13 protein-coding genes and 1 pseudogene are annotated in these 22,305 nt (G+C 52.5%); 7 read left to right on the forward strand and 7 right to left on the reverse strand.

The genetic code is table 11. The features are described from left to right. Positions 1–6 precede the first annotated feature (6 nt). The 4 genes from QSJ34_RS17350 to QSJ34_RS17365 all read right to left on the reverse strand — a co-directional run bounded on the left by QSJ34_RS17350 (position 7) and on the right by QSJ34_RS17365 (position 11,049). Positions 7–4,155 carry an RHS repeat-associated core domain-containing protein gene (locus QSJ34_RS17350; protein WP_285577702.1) on the reverse strand — a complete coding sequence of 1,383 codons (4,149 nt, stop codon included), beginning with the start codon at positions 4,153–4,155 and terminating at the stop codon, positions 7–9. A gap of 3 nt (positions 4,156–4,158) precedes the next feature. Further along, positions 4,159–7,977, reverse strand: a complete 3,819-nt coding sequence (locus QSJ34_RS17355; RefSeq protein ID WP_285577705.1) for an RHS repeat domain-containing protein — start codon at positions 7,975–7,977, stop codon at positions 4,159–4,161. Positions 7,978–9,145: 1,168 nt separating this feature from the next. Beyond that, positions 9,146–9,997 (reverse strand): RhuM family protein, encoded by an 852-nt coding sequence (rhuM, locus tag QSJ34_RS17360; protein WP_285577707.1) that lies wholly within the window; start codon positions 9,995–9,997, stop codon positions 9,146–9,148. Between the two features lie 110 nt (positions 9,998–10,107). Next, positions 10,108–11,049: a metallophosphatase domain-containing protein gene (locus QSJ34_RS17365; RefSeq protein ID WP_285577709.1), complete on the reverse strand. Its 942-nt coding sequence runs from the start codon at positions 11,047–11,049 to the stop codon at positions 10,108–10,110. A gap of 313 nt (positions 11,050–11,362) precedes the next feature. On the opposite strand from QSJ34_RS17365, the gene QSJ34_RS18620 reads away from it, so the two are divergent. From QSJ34_RS18620 to QSJ34_RS18635, 7 genes and pseudogenes are all read left to right on the forward strand, one after another. Further along, the gene (locus QSJ34_RS18620) at positions 11,363–11,626 is read left to right on the forward strand and encodes a helix-turn-helix domain-containing protein (RefSeq protein ID WP_420798878.1); all 264 of its coding nucleotides are present in this window, start codon (positions 11,363–11,365) and stop codon (positions 11,624–11,626) included. A 306-nt stretch (positions 11,627–11,932) separates the two neighbouring features. Further along, on the forward strand, positions 11,933–12,556 hold the full coding sequence (locus QSJ34_RS17370; RefSeq protein ID WP_285577710.1) for a TnsA endonuclease N-terminal domain-containing protein: 624 nt from the start codon (positions 11,933–11,935) through the stop codon (positions 12,554–12,556). A gap of 226 nt (positions 12,557–12,782) precedes the next feature. Then, a pseudogene (locus QSJ34_RS18625) lies at positions 12,783–12,953 on the forward strand (helix-turn-helix domain-containing protein); the annotation flags it as partial. A 42-nt stretch (positions 12,954–12,995) separates the two neighbouring features. Next, complete coding sequence (locus QSJ34_RS17375; protein WP_285577712.1) at positions 12,996–14,426, forward strand: Mu transposase C-terminal domain-containing protein; 1,431 nt, start codon at positions 12,996–12,998, stop codon at positions 14,424–14,426. Between the two features lie 8 nt (positions 14,427–14,434). Beyond that, positions 14,435–15,361, forward strand: a complete 927-nt coding sequence (locus QSJ34_RS17380; RefSeq protein ID WP_285577714.1) for a TniB family NTP-binding protein — start codon at positions 14,435–14,437, stop codon at positions 15,359–15,361. A gap of 1 nt (position 15,362) precedes the next feature. Beyond that, positions 15,363–16,355: a TniQ family protein gene (locus QSJ34_RS18630; protein ID WP_420798875.1), complete on the forward strand. Its 993-nt coding sequence runs from the start codon at positions 15,363–15,365 to the stop codon at positions 16,353–16,355. Then, on the forward strand, positions 16,352–17,746 hold the full coding sequence (locus tag QSJ34_RS18635) for a TniQ family protein (protein ID WP_420798876.1): 1,395 nt from the start codon (positions 16,352–16,354) through the stop codon (positions 17,744–17,746). Before QSJ34_RS18630 ends, QSJ34_RS18635 begins: the two co-directional genes overlap by 4 nt. Positions 17,747–17,776: 30 nt before the next feature. On the opposite strand, the gene QSJ34_RS17385 is transcribed toward QSJ34_RS18635, so the two are convergent. From QSJ34_RS17385 to QSJ34_RS17395, 3 genes are read right to left on the reverse strand one after another with little or no spacing between them, the layout of a single operon-like run. After that, positions 17,777–19,546 (reverse strand): UvrD-helicase domain-containing protein, encoded by a 1,770-nt coding sequence (locus QSJ34_RS17385; RefSeq protein ID WP_309568736.1) that lies wholly within the window; start codon positions 19,544–19,546, stop codon positions 17,777–17,779. After that, positions 19,531–21,330, reverse strand: a complete 1,800-nt coding sequence (locus QSJ34_RS17390; protein WP_285577718.1) for an ATP-dependent nuclease — start codon at positions 21,328–21,330, stop codon at positions 19,531–19,533. The genes QSJ34_RS17385 and QSJ34_RS17390 overlap by 16 nt, the downstream gene beginning before the upstream one ends. Before the next feature lie 45 nt (positions 21,331–21,375). Further along, positions 21,376–22,302, reverse strand: a complete 927-nt coding sequence (locus QSJ34_RS17395) for a hypothetical protein (protein WP_285577720.1) — start codon at positions 22,300–22,302, stop codon at positions 21,376–21,378. Positions 22,303–22,305: the final 3 nt, after the last annotated feature.

Here is a 22,305-nt window from a genome sequence, read left to right on the forward strand (position 1 = left end):
CGATTACTACCTGCCCTTGTCCTCCAGCTTTTTCTTGCTTGTGGCATCAACCTGCTCTTTTCCGCGAACAGGCGTTCGACTAGTCGGTCCTTTAACCTTTACATCACGACCGAGATGATTGGTTCGAGTTGGCTCACCAAGCTGTTTATTACCGGGTGTTTCTACCTGAGTGATATTACGCTTCTCCTCTGCCCTTTGATAAGCATTGGGCAGGTCTGTTTGCGCGTTCTTATCATACTCTTTTGGGTGCTCTAATTCTTCAGCTCGATGACCTAATTCATGCCCTAAGGTGACAGCTGGAGACTGAATCTGACCTGTATCTTGCCCACGATCATTCTGGAGCATGGTCCCATTAGTAGGGTCCCAGGCAATGCTCTTTCCACCTTGGTCACCGCGCGTAGATCCCTCTTCGATAAAAACCCAGGTGACTTGCTTCGAAGATTCGACAGTTTGAATTGCCTTCGCATAGACATCAGATTTATTCAGATAGTTAATCGCCGCGCCAGCTGTTCTTTGGACAAGAGGGTCATTCTTTGCTAAGGCAACGGAATTTCCGTTAATAACAGTCGCGTATTTAATTTCCATTCCATTCGGATCAAAGTTCATAGTCGGGTTGTTCTGAACATACGAGTAAATATTCCAGCTCTGCGTCTCTTCAAAATGCTGGTCTCGCGCCGGGTCAGGGCTTAGGAACCTGCCATACCAGGGGGCGTAGAAGCGAGCCTGCATGTAGATGAGCCCAGAGGGATCCGTCTGTTCGTGATTGGTGAAGCCCTTCGCGAACTTGGAAGCATCCGCAGGAGACATGAGTGATTCCCCAAAAGGAAGGTACTTCTGCTCGCCTTCGAGGGCCCCGGTTGGTCCAACAAGGTACCTGGGGCTTCCCAGGTGATCAACCATGGTGACGTGTGTCCCCTGGGTGTCAACTTCCGCCACCTCCTTGGCACCGACGTAGAGGATGTCCTTTTTCCATTTCAACACCCAGGCTTTCACTGTCACGCGAGCGCTGGCCGATTCCTGATAGGCCCCGTTCGTCACGGTTAAAGTGTAATCCGTGGTGGTCGTGACGGGGCCTACGACAACACCTACGCCGTTTCTCACGATGATATTTCCAGGGTTCAGCACACCCGTACCAGCCGCAAAGGACGGAGTAAGGGTCGCCATGTGCCCCGAAGGCACCGTGGTTGCACCCGCCAAGCTCACGCTAAGGCCTACCACGGTCACCTGAGTACTCGCTTGGGCCTGAGGGAACGCCGCGCTGGTGGCTGTCACAGTGTAGGGACCACCAATCGTCGTAGCGGTGAAAAGGCCATTGCCATCGATCGTTCCACCACCTGAAACATACCAAGTCACAGCCGAGTTCCCCGCCCCATTCGCCGTCGCGCTGAATTGGAGCTGACCTCCGTTATTTACGGTAGAACCTTGAGGACCCGGAGTAGAAACACTGACGACGGTTACCGTGGCACTCTTTGTCGGCTCGGTATACCCACCATTCGTAACCGTCAGGGTGTAAGTTGTGGTGCTGCTCAAGGGACCTACAGTCACTCCTACTCCGCTCGTCACGGGGCGGTTACCCGGATTCAAGACGGCATTACCCGCAGAAAAACTCGGGGTGAGGGTGGCTGAGCCACCGCTGACAACCGTAGTGGCACCCGCCAGATTCCCACTCAGACTAAGTACTGTTACTTGGGTGCTCGAACTGACCAGGGGATTGGCCACACTGGCAGCAGTCACCGTATATGGACCACCTACAGTCGTAGCCGTGAAAAGACCATTGCCATCGATCGTTCCACCACCCGAAACAGACCATGTCACCGAGGTATTCGCGGCTCCGGTCACGCTCGTGGAGAACAGAAGGTTATTGCCAGCATAAACCGGTCCACTCGGAGCGGTCGGGGTTGCAACTGTGATTGGAGATACGACCACGGTGGCGCTGGCGGATTTGCTTTGGTCCTGTTGACTGGTGGCCGTCACGGTGTAATTCCCATCCACAACAGGGGCGGTGTAGATCCCATTGCTGTAAGTCCCACCCGTGGTGCTCCACGTCACGCTCGGATTCACACCACCAAGCCCGACAGCCGTGGCGGTCAGAGGGGTTGACTCTCCCGCCTTCAGGTTCAGGGTGGTCTTAGAGAGGTTTACCCCTGTGACGACTGAATTAACCGTCACCTGCGTGCTCGCACTCTTTGTCGGGTCCGCCGCACTGGTGGCAGTCACCGTGTATGTTCCTGCGGTTGTGGCAGAGAATAAACCGCTTCCGTTGATGGTTTGGCCGCCTGAGACGGACCAGGTCACGGCCCCATTGGCCGCTCCACTCACTGAGGAGGTGTATTGCAGGGAACTCCCAGCGTTCACGCTGCCGTTTACCGGTGTCGGGGTCCCGACTGCGATGGTGGCAACGGTCACGCTGGCTGTTGCCGACTTGCTCGCGTCCTGCGCGCTCGTCGCAGTGACGTTGTAGGTCCCTGCAGCAATGGGCGCCGTGTACGTGCCATTGCTGATGCTTCCACCCGTCGTGCTCCAAGTTACGGCGGGGTTGACGCCCCCAATTCCTGTGGCCGACGCGGTAAAGGTGTAACTACCACCTGCCAAGGCATTCACCGTGGTTGGGGAGAGGTTCACGCCCGTGACAACGGAATTGACCGTCACTTGGGTACTGGCGCTCTTTGAGGGATCCGCCACGCTGGTGGCCGTCACGGTGAAAGTGCCTCCGGAGTTCGCACTAAACAACCCGCTTCCGTTGATGGTGCACCCTGCGTTCGTGGACCAAGTCACACCTGTGTTGACGGCTCCGGTTACCACCGCGGAGAACTGAAGGGTGTTGCCGGCATTCACGGATCCATTTGTGGGAGTGGGGGTCGCGACGACAATCGGAGAAACGGTCACGGTCGCCCTTGTTGACTTGCTCGAATCCTGCACGCTCGTGGCGGTGACGTAGTATGTTCCCGCAGCAATTGGCGCAGTGTAAGCTCCGTTGCTGACGCTGCCCCCAGTGGCACTCCAGGTCACAGAGGTATTGTTCCCTCCGAGCCCATTGGCGGAAGCCGTGAAGGTGGTTCCTTCACCAGCCCTAAGCGCCACAGTGGTCGGGTTGATGGATACCCCTGTCACCACGGAATTGACAGTCACCGACGTGCTCGCGCTTTTCGAAGCATCCGCCACGCTGGTGGCCGTCACGGTGTATGTGCCTGCCGTGGCCGCGGTGAATAGTCCGCTGCCACTGATGCTTCCACCACCCGAAACAGACCAGTACACGCCCGAATTCACCGCACCACTCGCAGTGGATGTGAACTGAAGAGCATTTCCGGCATTCACAGATGCGTTGACCGGCGTCGGTGTTGCCACGGATACGGAAGCAACAGTGATCGAGGCCGCGGCTGTTTTAGTTGGGTCCTCAATGCTTTGTGCAGATACGGTAAAATTCCCAGAGGATGTTGCCGTGTAAGATCCACCGCTATTTATGGATCCTCCAGACGCAGACCAGGTCACTCCTTGATTTGCAGGCGTCACATTTGCGCTGAAGGTTCTCGTTTCCCCTAGCAACAAGCTCGCTGATGTGGGGCTGACGGAGACACTCACCGTGTAGACATTGACCGTCACGGAGCCTGTCACGCTTCCACCAGCATTTGAGGCCGTCAGCACATACTGAGCTGTTGTGGTCGGGCTGACCACCTTCGACGTGGCACCAGTGACGGAACCAACGCCTTGGGAAATACTCAAACTTGTGGCGTTCGTCGTGGACCAAGCAAGCGTCGTTGAGGTTCCATTTCTGATCGAATTTGGGGTTGCAGTGAAGGTCCCAATGGTCGGGGGCGCGACAATATACAGAGTGATCTGAGCAGTCGAAGTGGAGTACCCAGTACCGCTGGCTTTAAAGGTCACCAGATATGTCCCAGGTGATGAGTAAGCATGGGCGGGGTTTTGCAAAGACGAAGAAACACCATCACCAAAGGTCCAGGTGAAAGATGTCCCCATGTCCGTGTTGCCGGTGAAATTAATCGTTTGGCCCGTCCAGTAGGTTTGGTTGGTCCATGGGTATCCAATAGACGCCCCTGCTGGTGGGGAATTGATTGGCCTCGCCCATAGCGACCCAGTGATGAGACTCACCACACACACAAGATTCCGGAGCGCCTTGATCATTGAATGCATGGTCATGGTCTACTCCGCCTCCAGCTCGTATTCGGACGTGAGTTGCCGTGCCTCGTTATATATTTGGTACTTCTTTTTCTGCAGATTCTGAATGGCCACTGGTCCTTGGTAGACTTCCACCATGACCCGAAGCCCCTGATCGTCGTATGTGTAGACTTCCGTCGTATTCAGAATGGAATCCGACATCGTCTTCACTCGCCCAAGGGCGTCGTAAGTCATACTCAGTGCCTGGGTGCTATCTCCGATTAATTTGTATAAACCGGTAAGATTCCCTTGGAGATCGTACTGCGCACCCGTCGCTGCGCCGTTGCTTGCATACGCGGGAAGTTGATTATTTCCGCTTAAAGCGGCATCCAACGGATTAAAAGTATAGGTCTGAGCTTTCGACGTAGTATCCGTCGTGGCCTGATTCACATCTGGAGGAGTTGCACCCGCCGCCCAATTAAGAACCATCTTTGAGTTCAGGCCGGTTCGATTCCCAAACGAGTCATATGCAAATTGCTGCATGACTCCGTGATTTTCATGGCCACTGGATGTATCCCATGGATCGCGCACGTACGCAGTTGTGAGTCTCCCGAGAGCGTCATAGAAGAACCAATCTTCTGTGTCATTCGTCATTCGTCCGGCAGAATCGTAGGTGTAGGTCCACGTTTTTGTAAATGCAGAAGGAATGACATGAGACATGGTCTTCAGGCGCACCTGATCACTATCGTAACCATAGGTACTGAATGCATTGTTTGCGTACGTAATATTGGTAAGGCCCCAGTGGATTGGGTCGTAAAATAGTGAGGCCAGATTACTGCCTCCAAACCCCGTCCAGTTTGGGAGTCCTTTCGCTTCATCGTAGGTAAATGATTGCGTGCTGCCGTCTGGATAAGTACGACTCGCGATAAAACCATAGTTATTTGCGTCGTACCCAATTCCTTGTGTGAATGGTGGCAGTCCATCGATGGTGTAGTTGAGATCCGAAAGGCGTCCATTGAGACCCCGATAGTGCAGGGATCTCGTTACGCCGCGTATCATTTCCGTCGCCGTCGTCAGTTTTCCATTAGAGGATCCGTGCCCTAATTCATCGTAGGCAAGACCGAAATTTACCGTCCCATCTGCGCTGATGATGCTTGTGGCACGCCCAAGAGAGTCATAGTTCGTCGTTACAGATCGACCGTTGTAATCCGTGGTCTGGGCTTTCCCGTGAATCGTGAAATCGGAATAGGTCGTCGTACCGCTTTCTGGTTGAGTCAGCTGGTACAACCAACCCATACCGTTATAGGCCCAATTACGAACCTGTGTTCCAGAGGTTCCCGCTTGTGTCACCTTGGTGACGCGCCCGGCTTGGTCATAGTAATAGCTTGTACCTTGACCTAGCGCATCTGTTACACCAGCTAGCTGACCCAATCCATCATAAATAAACTGGGTTTCGATACCGCCATGGACTACACGTTTCTTGGGCCCCTCATAATAGTAATGCACCACTTCGCCGTTTGGATCTGTTACGGTGCCAACGCGGCCCTGATTATCGTACTGGTATTGAGTGCCACTCGTTCCTCCCCATACGGATTCGAGGAGTTTTCTACCTTCGTAGTCATACTGGAATGTTTGACTGCCCCCCTGCCGATCCGTCTTAACCAACTCACCAAACCCGTTGTAGTGGTACGTCATCTGTTGCGCACCATGTGTAACCACAGCCGTGAGTAAATCCGGATAAGTTATTTCCGTCGACACCTCTGGAACCACCTGGACAGAGGAAAGCCTTCCGACGGCGTCCCACTGAATGGACGTGGTTTCCGAGTTGGCGCCGGTTTGTTGAGTAGGGCGACCAAACGAATCATGGATTTCTTCCACTGACCAATTCACCCCCAGAGGAGTGATTTTATTAACAAGCCCGTAAGTATCAAACTCGTGAGATATTCCATATTGGCCAGATAGTGCCAAGTTCGAACTGGTCTGGGTGACACTTGTAGGATCTGGAAGACCTCCCGTATAGACATAAGAGGTGTCTACTTCTGGTGTTCCTCCTTGATTCACAGTTGCCTGATGGAGGCTGTTGTCAGCATTGTATGTGAAATTCACTGCAGGCTGTCCAGGCTTCTGCTCGCTAAGCTTGCGGCCCAGGAACCAATTCGCCCAATCGGATTCATAGGACCGGCTGATAGTCCTAATTAACGGTGAATCACCGAAATCAGCAGTAAGAGTTTGAGTCTTCCATCCACCGCCGCTCGCATCCCAATCTCCGCGAGATTCAATTCGATGGCGCACCGCCCAATTAGGGCCATCTTTCTCCCAGGTCTCTTGCCTAGTTGAATAAGGAGCATTCCCCAAAGTGGCAGCTGGACTATAAGCAGTCACAAAATTCCAATAAGGGTTGACCCAGTTTGATCCTACGGCAAAGCGACTAGCCTCCCCATCAGGGGTTCCAGGAGTTCCAACCAAGGGGGCTCCAAACTGAGTCACCCTGTAGGCCGTGCTCTGCCCTGGAACAGCGGTAAGATCCGATCTCCAATCCATACCCGGAGAATAGGTACGTTCATCCACTGGTTGATGCTTCAAGTGGGCGAGGGATTGATAATTATTCGAAGGGGTCGAGAGACTAATCTGAGTTCCATTAATTGGTTCCGCAAACCGTGTCGTGATCACGTGTCCATCCGGATGTGTAACCGCCACCCAAAATGCCGTGCTGGTCCAGAACGGGCCGCTTGGACGGCTCGAATCAGGAATAGGTACCACCCGCTCATATGAGGTGGTTCGTGTCTGCCCACCCATCGTCAAGTCCTGATCGGCCACCAGAGAGACGCCACCAGCCGTATAGATGTCCGTTAAGACAGGATCGATAAGGTATGCCATCACCGCTGGAGGTCGCCGATACTTGTATGGCTGCCAAGTGAAAGTCTGCTTGCGATTCGGAAAAGTTAGGGATTTCAGCGTGACCGGTATGAACATATTGATTGGGTCTGAGCATGCCACTGCGTAGTCGAATTGGACGTACTCACCCGTGTTATCCACTGTGAGTCGGTACGGTTGAAGATGCCGTCTGAATGCATCCCAAGGCTTGGTCCACACGCCTCCCCAACCACAAATTCCTGTCATATCTACGTAGGTTCCGTACGTCACATATGAATCAAGGGAATAAGTGCTCGTCGTGGTACCTGGATAGCTAACCTGGATTCGACCCCCAGGATTGGCTTGCGAGTTTACCCCTCCGCCGGTGTTGAGCGCTGGAACGGCTGAGACAGCAGGCATCCCCTGCAGCCGAACCTGGATGGACGCCAACGGAGATCCGCCGTTTCGCGTCCAGGTAGCATCGTAGTCTACACCGTTACCTGAACCACCATTCGGCTTGTGGTTGAAGGCAATCACATCTCCAAAACGATTTCGCCAGGAGAAAGGCAAATAGTGAATGGCCGTCAGATTAATTTGTGGAGGAGGAGCAATTGGTAAGGCCAATGTCATTGCACAAAGTACCGGACGTTCGTAATCCGTTCTTCCCGCTGATGGCGATTTCGACCGATACGCCACATAGCCACTGCCAGCCGGTGACGGTGATCCACTCCAGTACGCACTATACTGGGGGTTCAAATAACGGAATTCCGTACACGTCAAGCCATCCCCGCTCACGACCAACATCCCGCCTGGTACGGTCTGAAGATCCGGATCAGGGTAATCAGAGGTTGGCCTCCAAGTGTACAGAGTGATCGGTGCATAGGGGGTCCCTGCAGCTCCATATAGATCGATCAACAATTCTCCGTGAGTTCCGATGCCCATTAATTGCGCAGAAGTCACACCTGTGATTCCAAATTGATTCACCATCCTCATGGCGCGATCAGGATCCACAGGTGCCCCTGCTGCCACCCCAAACCCCAAACCACCAGAGGATCCATCTGGGAGCAGGAACTCGTTTTGATCCGAGAGAGAGTCGACCGCAATGGAAGCCCGAACAAAATAGCCTGGAGTGCAAACGCAAGAAGACCCACCGGTAGCAATCTGAGTCGGAGGCTCAGTACCGAATGCCATCGCTGGAGTTGTTTGAGGCGCGAACCTAGTCGCCAATCGGGGGGTAAACCGTACACCTCGCGCCCCAATGCCGGGCCCCATAGGGACATCAAAACTGATAGCCCCTGAGGGGACATCAATAGATGCCCCTCCATGAATCACGGAGGGTGTTTTGGCACGATCGAACTTCACCTCTGTGAAGGCCGAGTTGAAGCTCTGAGCAAAAGCCCCAACCCCGATTAGGCTCGCAGTCAATGAGATCCGAAGATGGTGCCAAAACATACTCTCTCCAAGGGGAATTGATCGTGGGTTAACGTATTCAGGGCTCGCTTCAATAATCGTATTTATCCTTCTAGAACCTTGATTTTTTCAACCAATATATGTATTTCACCAATACACCCACTATTCGAATAAGCGATTTTTCAATATAAACATGAGCATGTTGGTCTTCCGAAATTGAGCTACGCGGAAATTATCCTCCCATAAGGTCCCCATTAATCACATTTCATCAGATCAATGAAAAGCCTGAATCCACATCTTGTCCAACAAAACCACCCGAACGGTAACGAATGGCCGCCGAACGGTAGGATCCCAATGTAACTTGCCTGGCATGTACTCGTTGCGGATGTGTGGTCGGTGCACCTTAACCCCTAGCGCAATTCGGCACCGTCGTCCTCGAACAAAATGGCACCGCCCACCACCGCGTACCCTAAAATGGATCCTCGAGCCTCCCAATTCCTCAGATCTAGAAGGCTCTCCAAGGAAGCTGAATCCCCTTCAAACGATCACCACAGATCGTCTGGAAGGGGCTCATCAAATCCCTCAGAAATGTGAACTTCATGTTTAAGTAATCCGAATCGGACCTCCCTCTTCAGGGGCTTGAGCGCGGTGATTCGCACCCATGGCTGTCCATGCCGAGTGATCACGACATCACATCCATCCGCCGCCAGTTGGCAGAATTTGGATAGTCGGGCCTTCGCTTCATATAAAGTCGCTTGTTCCGATTTGGTCATAGATCACCTACTGCGTGGACCTTAGCCTCGATGGTCACCACTTGCTCTTGGTCGAGCATCTCTGGATGGTTTGCACATTCGAGAAATTCCTCCAGGAATCCTGCCCAGTCCTCCATCGTCGAATAGACCGCCCCTCTGGCCCTCCTTTCGACTAGATCCAAATAGGCTGAGACAAGTCGGTGCAAGGCTTGAACGCTCAGATCGCTCAAAAATCCCAGGTACTTACTTTTGATCGCCCAAGCTAACTTGGCCCTGACGGCCGTATAGAAATCCGTGGTTATCTGAGCGTCGTTCCTATAGTCCACGGAGAGAGCGTAGATGTCCGGGATCTTCTGAAAGAAGTTCCGCTCGCTGAGTCGTATCTCCTGGATTTGCTCCAGCAAATCGTCGAAGTAGTTCTGCCCTATTACATCTGAGTCCTGCTTCAGTCTTTCGACGTCCAGGGCAAAGCCATTTACGACTAGGCTCACCAACGTCTTTGTGGCCCATGATCGGAACAGTATGACCTGGGGTGTGTTCAATCGAAGGCCGACAGCCATGATGGCGTCTAGGCTGTAAGACTCCCCTATTAGTTCTTCGAAATGAAGATCCATTTCCGCTCTGGAAATCGTTGTCTTTCGGTCCAGTTCACCGGAATCGAAGAGGTCCTTCAGGTACGTGGCAATGACTGGAATTTCAACTCCGAACAGGTTCGCCATGGCCCTCTGCGTCATCCACGTCGTTTCTCCCTGCAATTTGACATGGATATTTTTCGCGCCGCTGGGAGTGGTATAGAACAGAAGCCCCCCTCGGTGCTCGGGGAGCGTGTCCTTGGGTGTTCCGAGGTTGGTCCTGATCATGTGCGCCATCTTGGCAACTCCCATGATCGCCGAGAGATCAATTACTGAAGGATATTCCTGATCATTGGGCCATTGGGACAGTGGGACATTGGGATAGTGGGATAGTGGGATAGTGGGGCCTATTCCTCGGCGCGAACATCCCCTAGTTTGGTGAAGGGGATTGCTCGTTTACTTGGTTTGCTCTCGGAGCGAATCTGCTTCGCCAGATCCGATTGCAGCCCACGCGACAAGTAATCTTGGAGGAGGTCATCCGCGCTGGTTCCTCTGATCTCTGCCATGTCCCGCATCCCGGCATTCAAAGCCGACATGATTTGGTACACCGCCTCCTCTCGGGGGTCATCCTTTGAGCGATTGAGGAACGCCTGGATACGCTCTAGGCGTTCAAGACGGAGATTTGGTTCGATCCCGTGAATCTTAATGGACGCGGGATATATGTCGAGCACAATTGGGCGTTGCGTGGGGCGATAGTCCTCATCACAGCTACATCCGTTTATGTAGGTCGTGGCGCTGGACTGGGCTACGCCATAGGAATCGTGGATATGGCCAAAAATGTGGATGCGAGGCCGAACGGTGGCAAGTCGAGCCTTCAACTCCTCGCACCCCAGGTGAGTGCCACCACGGACCTGGTCGAGCACCCCGTGGGGTGGCCCATGGGTAATGAGAACATCCGTATCCAAAGGGATTTTGCTCCACACCTCCCTGAGGCCTACTCCCAGACGTGGCAGGTTGAAGGCCCAATCGAGGAACCAGGGTTGCCAGGGAGATCCCCAGAATTTGACGCCATCAATCTCGATAGCAGAATCTTGGAGGTAGGTGATGCCAGGGTGTGCAGCAAGAAGCTGAGCGGCCATTTCGGGATGCTTCTGAAAGAGCCAGTCATGGTTCCCGGCGATGAGAATCTTGTGCTGATGGGGTTGGGAACCAAACCATGTGAGGAAACGATCCACCTCCTGGCTGAGTCCCTGCCCAGTGGCGTCGCCTGCATGAATGAGGACGTCCCCATCTGGGATTTGCATCCCTTTGTGCGCGTTGTGCGTGTCGGAGATGCAGATCAAACGCATGGATGATCTCCCTCGTGAAGTCTGGATCACCATCATCGAGCGACTGAGGCGTCAGTAATTGTCCATTTCAGACCAAGAGTGGCGAGGAATTGCTCAAACCTCGAACAACATCCTTTACACACGACCAACAACAGGATGATACCTTAATTTTCAACAGCAATTTAAATTGCATCTACATTTATCGATTTGTTTTCTCAGGTGGTAAAATTATAAATGAAAAATCACTGAAAATAATACAGTTGAGGCATTGATTCAGACCATTATTCGGAATATCTTGTGTTTATCGCCTGGAGACCACAGGATGCGCTTCCCCATGCACCCAGACCGTCTGAACTGCGAGCTTCGCATTCGGGGGTACTCCCATCGGCGTATAGCCGAGGAACTTGGCTTAACCCGTGGCGCAGTCTCGACCGCATTACGCACCGGATCCTCTCCGGCCCTCAGGGAGCTAGTCGGTAGACTCCTCACCTGCGACCCGCGTGATATCTGGCCTTATCGGTACCCACCGACTGGCACTGAACTGGAAGGCAAGCCTGACATCTCGAAGGTGCCAGACACTTCAATAGCCGAAAGCTAACGCCACACTGGATTTCAATACAGGAGGTGCAACAAAAGCATTCCCCAACTTCTCCGGACCTCGAACCGGCGACCTAACAAAACATAAGGCGGACCCGAGGATCCGCCTTGCCATTCACCTCAGCCAACGCGATAGGTTTCGACTCCACCCGCAATGGCTTTGGACACACAGAGAGGCTCTATGCGTAGAAAAAAGAATAAGCCCCGACCCAGGGCCAAGCAAGGCTTTCCTGAAAATTCTGGAAACCCTGTCCCCAGGAGACCTGTCCGCAAAATCCGACCGACCTACCGAAGTGTGACTGGACAGATGTGGTCAGCAAAGAACCAGCGCCACGTTGGATTCGAGAGTTTCGGCGAGAAGCGAGTATTCCTGGCTCTGGAGATGGATCCACTGGTGCTGAACTATTGTGAGCAGCCTGTCTCCATCAGTTATACCGACGCGGAAGGGATCGAGCGCAGCTACACCCCAGACGTACTCGTAACCTACGACCAAGAACTCTGCAGCCTCCCTCCACTTCTTGCGGAATTCAAATACAGCAGGGAACTCATGGATGAAAGGAAGTGGAGACGCCTCCAGCCAAAGCTTCAAGCGGGTCTGGAGTTCGCGAAGGCCAACGACCTCTATTTCACCCTCTGGACTGAGCAGAACCTAGATCCGGATCACCACCACCATGTGAACGCCCTTCGCGCACTCCTTCGAGGGCCCGTCGACCCAGCAATGGAAACACTCATTCTCAGCCGCCTCCAGAGCATGGGGCAGACGACTGTCGAAGCGTTAGTAACTGCACTCCAAGAGGAGGCGGCCCCTGAGTCCGTGAGGCGTGCGACCTGGGGACTAATAGCGTCAGCCAAGATCCACGCGGATTTCATCGCAGCCGGACATCCCAGCACCCGGATCTGGCCCCTGAATGAAGGAGCTGCCCATGTCTAGGCTGAGAGAGCATCTTCAATCGATTCCAGTAGACCCAAGGGATCTGCTCAGACCCGATATCACTAGCTCACCCTCAGCGCCGTTGATGCGAGTGACGAGGCGGGAATCCAGATCAATACGCGACATTTTAGCAGCGGCTACCCCTGCTGCCCCTGAGCCCCCGATCAGTGCTCTCAAAGAAAGAGCCTGGGAGGAGGCTGTTCTTCGCGGACAGGCCATTCGTGACATGGTCGCAGCACCAGCAAGAAAGGACGCTGTTGAGGAAGTCGCAGCAAGGTACAGAGTTGATGTGTCAACCCTGTACCGATGGCTCTCAAGATTCCAGGAGGGAGGTGGACGTTTATCAGCGCTCGCACCTAAAAAGTGCGGGGGCAAAAGCTATTCCCGACTCGATCCGAGGGTTGAAGATCTCGTAACTAAGGCCGTTGACGAGTACTTCTTGGAACAACCGAGAAGGCAAGTCACCAGTGTGTGGGACGACCTGGATGACGCATGTCAGGCTGCAGGTCTAGAGCCGCCCAGCATTAATACACTTTGGAATCGTATTAAACGTCTGGATGATCATCTCATACTGGAACGTCGTTACAGTGCAAGAGTCGCGAGAGAAAAGCTCGGGGATCTTCCCAGTTCCTTCAAGGGGGCCAGCGCTCCACATGCATTGGTCCAGATCGACCACACCAAAGCTGACGTTCTTTTACTCGACGAGGAGTTGCGACTTCCAATCGGGCGTCCCTGGATCACAGTAGTTGAGGATATTTACTCACGGATGATTCTGGGTTTTTATGTCAGCCTCGACCCACCCAGTGCACTCTCCGTGGGCCTAGCTATCGCACATGCGGTGCTTCCGAAGGAGTCCTGGTTGGCCGAGCGCGGCATCGACCTCGCTTGGGCATGCCAAGGGCTCCTCGGATGCGCATACGTTGACTCGGGTCTCGATTTGAATGGGTCACTGATGAAAAGGGGCTGCCAAGAATACGGGATCGATCTTCAGAACCGCCCACTCGGCCAGCCCGATTTCGGCGGACACGTCGAGCGGCTAATCGGAACGCTCATGCGAAAGACGCACGAGCTTCCAGGAACGACCTACTCAAATGTCGCCGAAAAGGGTGACTACGACTCTACGGCTCAGGCCTGCATGACCCTGCAAGAATTCGAGATCTGGATCGCTCAGTACATCCTCGGTGTGTACCACAATCGCCCCCACCGCGGTATTGGTCGGCAATCCCCCAGGCAGCGGTACGAGTCCTGGTTCCAGGAACACGGAAAAAACCTCGGAATTACTGGCGCTCCATTGCCACATGACCAGCATCGATTCCGCCTCGATTTCCTTCCATTCGAAGAAAGGACCATCCAGCGGTCCGGAGTGGAGATGCACCACGGAATTTCCTATTTCGCTGACGTTCTCCGTCCATTCATAAAGGAGAAGGACCCGGAGAATCCCAAAAAGGGGCGTAAATTTCGTTTTGCGTATGACCCCAGAGATATTTCGATCATCTACTTCTGGCATCCGGTATCTGAGGAATACGTACCTATCCCCTGGAAAGATAGTTCCAAGAGGCCATTGAGCCTGTGGGAACGCCGTCGCGAAACTCAAGAAAGGCCATCCGAAGACCCGCTCGCCAAAGCGACCATACGCAAGAGCAGAACCGCTATGCGCAATACCCAAGAAGGGGCTAAGGCAGCGACACAAAAGATCCGTCGCGATTTTGCTCGTGCCAAGCAACATAGCACCAAGAATATCCACCGACAAATTGAGCAAGACACATCCCGGTTTCCACTACCAACTCGTCCCAACACAGGACTAGGTGAGCCGAATCTGCAGGACGAAGCGGCCTGGATCCCAGTCGCCCCATACAGCGTCATCGAATAGGACCTCCCATGACCATGACTCAGGATCCAGACGAATCCAGGCTTTATCCCCACCTCGGCGATGCCGCACGAGCGGTGATCGATGCAGGGCTTGAAGCTCGAATCCGCTTCATCAAGGAAACTCATTGGATCGGTTATGCACAAGCAGACCTCATCCTTGCCCGGATGAAAGAGTTACTGGACGCACCACGCGTTGACCGACCCGAATGTCTCGTCATTTTAGGCGACACCAATAATGGCAAGACCAGTATTCTTCAACGCTTCGCGAACTCCCAAGTACGGATTGAACGTGGAGATGGAAGTGGGTCCGAATGGCCCGTTGTTACTATCCAAGCCCCTCCAGTCGCAGATGAGAAGCGCCTGTATACCGCGATCCTCCACAGAGTAGGGGGCCTCGGAGCCAGTCTGCGAACCCGCTCTGCACTCTTCACTGCGACGATTACGACGCTTTCCGGCATCGGAACCCGGATGCTTGTAATCGACGAAATCCATCACCTCATTTCGGGAAGCACCAACCAGCATCGAATTTGCCTCAACGCCCTCAAATACCTGGCAAACGAGCTTCGCCTCTCAATCGTGGTCGCAGGTATCAGCGACGCTCATTATTCGCTCGGCGTCATCGATCCCCAGCTTGAAAACCGCTTCAAGCCGATGCAGTTGCCACGCTGGATAGATGGGGTCAACTTCCGCCGTCTGTTAGCCAGTATCGAGATGATTCTTCCCCTGAAGAAGCCGTCAATTCTTCAGAGGCCCGTGATGGCAAAGCGCCTCGCCATCCTCTCTGACGGCAAGATCGGTGAGCTCCTGACCATTCTCGTTGCCGCAACGGTCGAGGCCATTCGCTCTGGAAAGGAGTGCATCGACGAAGGTGTCATTACGCAGATCCAGGATATCGCTCCGGCATATCGTCGGCGCACCCTACGAGATGATCTCTGAAATGGGACTTGGAACTCTTTACCAGTCCGCGGCAGCGGCCAACCTTTGGCCCCTTCGTCCCCATCCCTATCCCGATGAGCTTCTTTCTTCTTGGATAGCTAGAATTGCTCAAGCCAATGGAGTGGATTTCAAGTGCGTCCTTAGTGAGATATGGCCAAGACAGAAAACCCCAGGGCCACTCCTCGAGGTTGATCCTCCTTCTGAGATCCTTTCAGTTCTCGCTCAGCGGTCAGGGTTACCACCGGAACACGTACACCACCTGGTGCTCTCAGAACTCATTGACCCAATCTACAAAAGTAACCCTAGAAAAATTCAAGAGCGCCTCGATTACGTACCTAGAGCACTTCGAAGCGTCCTCTCTCATCGAAACCAGTTTTGCCCGGATTGTCTTGCTACTGATCCTATTCCCTACTTCCGACGAAGCTGGCGGCTGAGCGCAGTAACGGCTTGCAGTTGTCATGGGCGATTACTGATCGAATGGTGTTGGAACTGCCACAGAGAATCTCGCTGGCGGCTTCCAGTATGGCTTCGATGCAAGGAAGCCCAGGTTTCTAGGAGTAGAAAAGGTTCGTGCACTTGCACTTTAGAGCCAGCAGAAAAGGCCTCCCCATTGGCAATCCGCTTACAGGATCGGCTTCTCACCATCCTCAGGCGTAAATCATTCCGACCCGATCCCGTGATGGCAGAAGCCAACCTTAGTCCGGTAGATCTCCACTTCTTGGTCGAGCATCTGCTCTCCAAGCGCACTGTGGCTTTGCAATTCCAGGACCGACTAAAAACACTAGCGGGCGACGGCCCAAACCGTGAGTGGTCACCCACGGGCCACCCCCGTCAGGCACTCGGGCACCTCACTGTACGAAAACGTCATGCATTCATGGATGCAGCAGCTTGGGCGTTGGAGTTAGGGCCTCATCGGACAGGGATGCCCATCCATAAAGCGACCCTCGCCGGAAAGCTTCGTTATCGCATTGAATTAGATCGGAGGAATCGATGAGCGGAGCATGCTGGCCAATTCGCCCACCTCCACTGGGTGGAGAGCTTCTCTCCTCATGGATGACCCGGATCGCCAAAGCCAATGGGGTGAGCCTCCAATGCCTCTGCTGGGAAACATGGCCGGGCTCGGACCTGCTCATGCGCGATATCGATCGCCATCCACCTCCCGGATTCATTGAGGAACTCGCCAAACACTCGGGACACCCAGCCGCAAGTATTCAGCGGTTGGTGCTTCGTTCATTGGTCGGGCGGCTTCTAGTAAACCTTCCACCTGGCTCTGGATGGGTCCAATGGATTCTACCAATCCTTCTGCGGACACGAGCCGCCTATGGCATCCAATACTGCCCCGAATGCCTCGCGAAGGATATCGAGCCTCACTGGCGTCTGAATTGGCGCCTAGCCTTCGTCACGACCTGCCCTCAACACTTTAGGGTTCTATCCGACACCTGTTCATCATGTGGTGTAGCACCAAACCCATTAGCCCTCTTCAAGGGGAAACGACCTGCTACAGAGCCAGTACCCGTGCATTTGTGCCGTTGGTGCGGACAGGACTTCCGGGTCATATGTAACGACCCTAGTAACTCAAATTCTCCGTCCAAGGGGGTGGTCCATTTCGAGACGACCCTGCTTCAAGCCCTCCAGGAAAATTGGATGGATGTGCCTGGACATGGCCTCGTTCATAGCATCCCGTACTTTCGAGGGCTTCACCTTATCGTGACCATCCTCGCCTCAAAGGGGCAGTCAGGACGGTTTCGGGCTGCTGTTTGCCAAGAATTGGGCATTGATCAACCCCCGAAACTCATTCCAGGACGAGGCGGGCGCGTTCTATTTGAGCTCCAAAACGTCAGCACCCGGCATCAACTGGTGGCAATGGCAGCATGGCTAATGGAGGATTGGCCTCATCGATTCACACAAGCCTGCCGAGAGGCTTCGCTGAGTGGGACTCGCCTTACACTCGAACTTCAGCGAGATGCCCCGTACTGGTATTGGAAATCAACGGGTGAACAATTAGGTTCGAAGCGAGCCCAGTGGCGGCGCGCGGCGCTGCCGGACGGCCTGAGCCTATCCTATGACGACGTCAGCCGCAGACTTCAGAGCAGGAAGCTTTTGTCACAGGAGCGTCGCATCCGGTTCGTCCGTGATCATCCCGAGCTATGGGGGGATCCCTTACGGCTCACAAATGCCCTGCGGAGCGCAGGACTCTATAGTCCGAACTCTGCTCCGTCGCTCTTGGTTCCGTACTGCACGGTGCTGATTGCATTGGCCAAAGGCGAGGGATTACTCCACTGTTTTACCAAGTCTCTGGCCGTGTGCTGCGTTAGGGGAAGAAGACAGATGGTCCTATTACCTTCCGTCAGTCCATCAACTGAGACTTCAGGCACTTCAGGGTGACTCGGCCCAAAACCGCCCCAGTAAACCCTGTTACCGAATTGAAGGCCCGGCGGGAAAAATTTCCTTCAGGAACCGGGATGGTTTCGTTCTAATATCTGGGTTCTTAAGCGTGAACAACATTAAGAGTTTTTTGGCTCGGGTGATGGCTACATATAGGAGCCTCCGACCCTCTGCTTCAATTTCATCACCAGGTTTGCATTTGTAGAATGGGACATGCCCATCGAACACATCGATAAGAGCAACAGCCTCGAATTCTCTCCCCTTCGAGCTATGCATTGTTAAGAGCCTTACTGCCTCACTACCTCGAGCGAATAGTCCAAGGTCCTGCACAGTAGTTCCTCTGGATCCATGGCTCCGCTCGTGATTCTGTATTTCAGTAATCATTTGATCGGACGCGGCCTTCAACTTACAAATATCCGTCTCCAGGATTAACTCGGATTCGATAAGAGTCTCAGCCAGGTGGGTGGTGAATTCTGCTATGAACTCAATTGCGGATTTCTTGGAGCCAGCTATCGCCTTCGCGTGACGAAGAATTCTGACTACAGTCACGTCGCCTTGAAATCCAAGATCTGACTGGCGCGAAACAGGGAGTTCACGCAACAGAGTGCTAACTTCCCTCCGAACAGTCGAAAAACTACCGATTGTCGGTGAGAGCGCACAAGCCGAAACTTCTTCTAGAAGTTTTGCAATTAAGGATGATCCACGCCTGTAGGGACGCGCGCCCGGGCCAATCACGGGAGTCTTATTTTCACGAAGAGCACGAGCCAGTGGCGGGTGACTTGTCCACCTATTGGCCAGAATCCCAACCTGAGACAGAGATATTCCATGCTCCTGCACCGCGGGAAGGAAAATATTTAAAATCCCGAAAGACATATCTGGAACTGCGTACCACTCTGGCCGCCTTGAGAATCCCGCATATTCACCAGAGGCTTTCATTCGTTCTGACCGAGGGCATAATTTGTCGGCGAGTTTGAGTATTTTCTCCGAGGACCGAAAGTTCTCTAGAAGCTCTATGTCAGTTCGAGCAGAGACCTCAGCACCGAATTCATTCATTAGATCTGGTCTAGCACCAAAGCCAGACATGATTGATTGAAATGGATCCCCGACAATAAAAAACTTGGTTCGCTTGTATCGATTGATTGCACGTAGGATTTCCACCTGCATTACTGTAGTGTCTTGGAATTCGTCAACAAGTAACCACTGGTACCGACTCGCCAAACCCCGTGCAATATGGCCAATTTTTAACACAAGACGAGCAGACCAGTAGATGATCCCATTAAGGTCAACAAGATTATTTTTATCTAGTACAGCCCAGTATTCCTTTGCAGCTTCTTCGCTAATGTCTTCTGGGAGCTGGCCGCTGCCTCGATATAGGTTTTCGAATTGACCACGCGCTCGACCAGGCAGCTTATATTTTTTTAAAATATGGGTAACTATACCTTCAAATCTTTGGTCATCACAGGCTAAGATCTCAAACCCATTCGAAAAGGCTTTAATGTGCCATGCGTATGGGACAAGAATGTGCTTCAAACAAAAACTGTGAATTGTCTCAACTTCGCAGCTGTACCCTTCCCTGAACCCAAGTCCGGAAAGGCGAGATTCAATCTCGTTAACAGCAGCGTTCGTGTACGTAATACATCCCACGAGGCGAGTGGATGATGTCACTTCCGGCAAAATCTCTACAATTTTAGCAATCAGAGTACGCGTCTTCCCACTTCCTGGGCACGAAACTAGCGATAGATGTGTCGGATGTGAAACAGCGCTCTGCTGATCTTGTGTAAGTTTCAACCTCGCACCCAAGCAACAGCTTCCTCGATGTAGGCAGGCAAATCGTTCGCCTGGTTTGCAAACTCAGAGGCCACTTGAGCGAATCTGGCTTTGCCAAACCTTCTCGCAGTTCGCAGAACTGCCTGGCCCACTGAATTCAGTTCAGTTTGGCTGAGAGACTTCTTTTTATCGGCCCCTTGTAACAGTGCAGCGGTTTTGGCGGCCCCAAGCCTAGTGGCTGTGCTTCGAAGCATCGTGAGGTTCCCCTTACTCGCAAGCTCAAGTTCAAAAGTGGTACGCGAAGCGATAACCTTGAAAAAAGGTCCCTCCAGCTTTTTTAGTCCCTCGATTGAAGGATTCCCACCATCCTCATTACCTCCGCCACACTCATCTTCAGCCTCAGTCTCTGGTGATAGATCTCCATCGGTAATCACCACGCACCGCTTTTCAATACCACCTTTTTTAAAGAGATTCCCATATGCAGCGAAATGAGTTCCATGTATCGCAATGACAGCTATACCTTCCATCTGAAGGTCTATTCCAAGTCGTTCCTTGACCAAAGGCGGAATCAAGAACACCTCTGACATCCCTTCAACAAGAATGACTCGCCGGGCGAAAAGGAGAGTTGATCGTGTTGCATCAAGATATCGTTCCAGGTCCTTCTCTTCCTCTGAATTCAAGCCACATCCAATGGAAGGCACCACGCAGGTAGAGTGGGAACTCCTATTTGCAGTCAGTATTACTGTGTTTTTCAAAGGAGAAATGGAAGTTACATGGGTACTGTGCGTTGTCGCAATCACCTGGCATCCACTTGTCTGCAGGCTCGAAAATACAATTCGTTGAAGCTCGGGATGAAGGTGTGATTCTGGTTCTTCAACGAGGAGCAGCTGACCAGCAATATTTGATCGCGATGTCCGCTGCCTAAATACCTCCATTAGCATGCTGATATAGAGTGCATTATTAAGCCCAAGTCCATTTCTAGATGGATCAGCTTCAGCGAGACCATTTGATGAGATCAACAAAACCAAGGATCGCGCCAAGGAATTAAATGAAGGATCGGAGATTCCGACCTCAACTCCGAAGTTGAAGCTATCTCCCACAGTTTGCAGCAGGGATGATCGGATGCTCTCACCTAGATTTGTGACAACCGCTTCTTTCTTGAGTTCATCATTCGCTGATCGGAGGCGGTCAAGAAGCTTCTCTTTTTCTATCTCGGAGAGATTAGCTTCATCGAGCAGTTTGGTAAGAGGAGAAAACCTGGAACGCCGAAGGTCTTCTTCCACATCCCGTAACGCCTGGAGAAAAGTGATATGAAAAGCGCAAAGCCGATCAAAACGAGCAGGAGCACCTAACTCGTCATCCCACTGAATCAAAGTTGGGTCTTTCCCTCCGATACCTGCCAGTTGCCACTCGTAGTCTTCGATTTTTAGCGACTTGGGCGATCTGGATCCATCCTTCACTCCCTGACGGGCGGACCTTCCGGGTCTGAACCTGTAACAAAGCGCGGCTACGTCATCAGATGTGGCCCACTCGCTTACTAGGGCTTCTTCTTCTGGCCGCGCTGCGAACCCTGTTAGTTCAACTGCAATCAGAATTTGTTGGGGTTCGTCACAATTGACTCCCCTTGAAAAGTCATCACGTGAAAGCTGTCGGGTATAATTTGAGAGATTGGCATCAAGTACTAATCTCAGTGCATGAAGAAGAGTTGTCTTCCCTGAATTGTTTTCACCGATCAGGCAGGTAAGGCCGGGTTGGAGTTGAATATCTAGATTCTTTAGGGCGCGGAAATTCCGAATTACTAATCGGCGGATGTACATCCTTGATTCCCTCCAAGCTCTGATCAGTAAAGAATAACTAAAATATCATCGAGATGCAGCCTCACCATCATTTAAACGCATATGTGGAGGAAGGCTTTGATTTAATTTCGGGTTCTTTTTCAGAGCGTCCACAATAAATTTATTCATGACCTGGAGTTTTCGATAGAAAGCTGTGTCCCGACTAAGCGTCGACTGATCGTGGCTAAGATATTCAGGATCAGTATATGCTCGCACTCGCGCAATGACAAAAGATGCTTCGGATGCCTTAAATCGATATGCCTTGGCCTTAGTCATTAGCACTTGTCGCCGAGCGTACTGCTCATACATCGATGGAACGGGCGCGAGTGAAAGGGCCTCCTTAAAAGAAATATTGACCCCCTGTTCAACGGCACCTAGTGCCTCAAGATCAAAATCCCTGAGAGAGAAGTAGAGTTCATTCTCACTACGGATTAATTCTTCGATGTTGTCGTTTAGCTCTCGTTGAAGTCTGGAGTAGAAAGCCCCTTCACGCTTTTGACAGGAAACAAGCTCAGTTGTGGCCTTTTCTACGGATTCGATCCGTTGACGGTGAAGACTGGCCTTAACAAGCATTACCTGGGCCCACGAATAGACCTCTTCTCCTGCTTGGACTTTCCGTTGATCAGTGAGGCGGGCGAGATCCTGATTGAACTCTCCAAGTTTGAAAGTTGCTTCTCCAATCTTTTGATAGGCAGGATCGTAGATACTCGTTGGAACCCCAAAATCTGGATTTGCGAGGATACTTAGAAGCTCCCCATATGCTTGGTGAATACTCTTAAGCGCCTCGGCACCCCTGTCATAGAGCAATTTATCATTTTGGCGGACAAATTCTCGATGTGAAGCTCCTAACTGGTAAAGATTGATACAGATTGGGATGAACGTCAAAATGGCGCCAATTCCTCCCACCCAAAGGGTGATTTTTTGTGAATTCGTGAATTTTCGAAATGGAATCATCAA

Source organism: Geothrix limicola (assembly GCF_030268085.1).
GTDB lineage: Bacteria > Acidobacteriota > Holophagae > Holophagales > Holophagaceae > Geothrix > Geothrix limicola.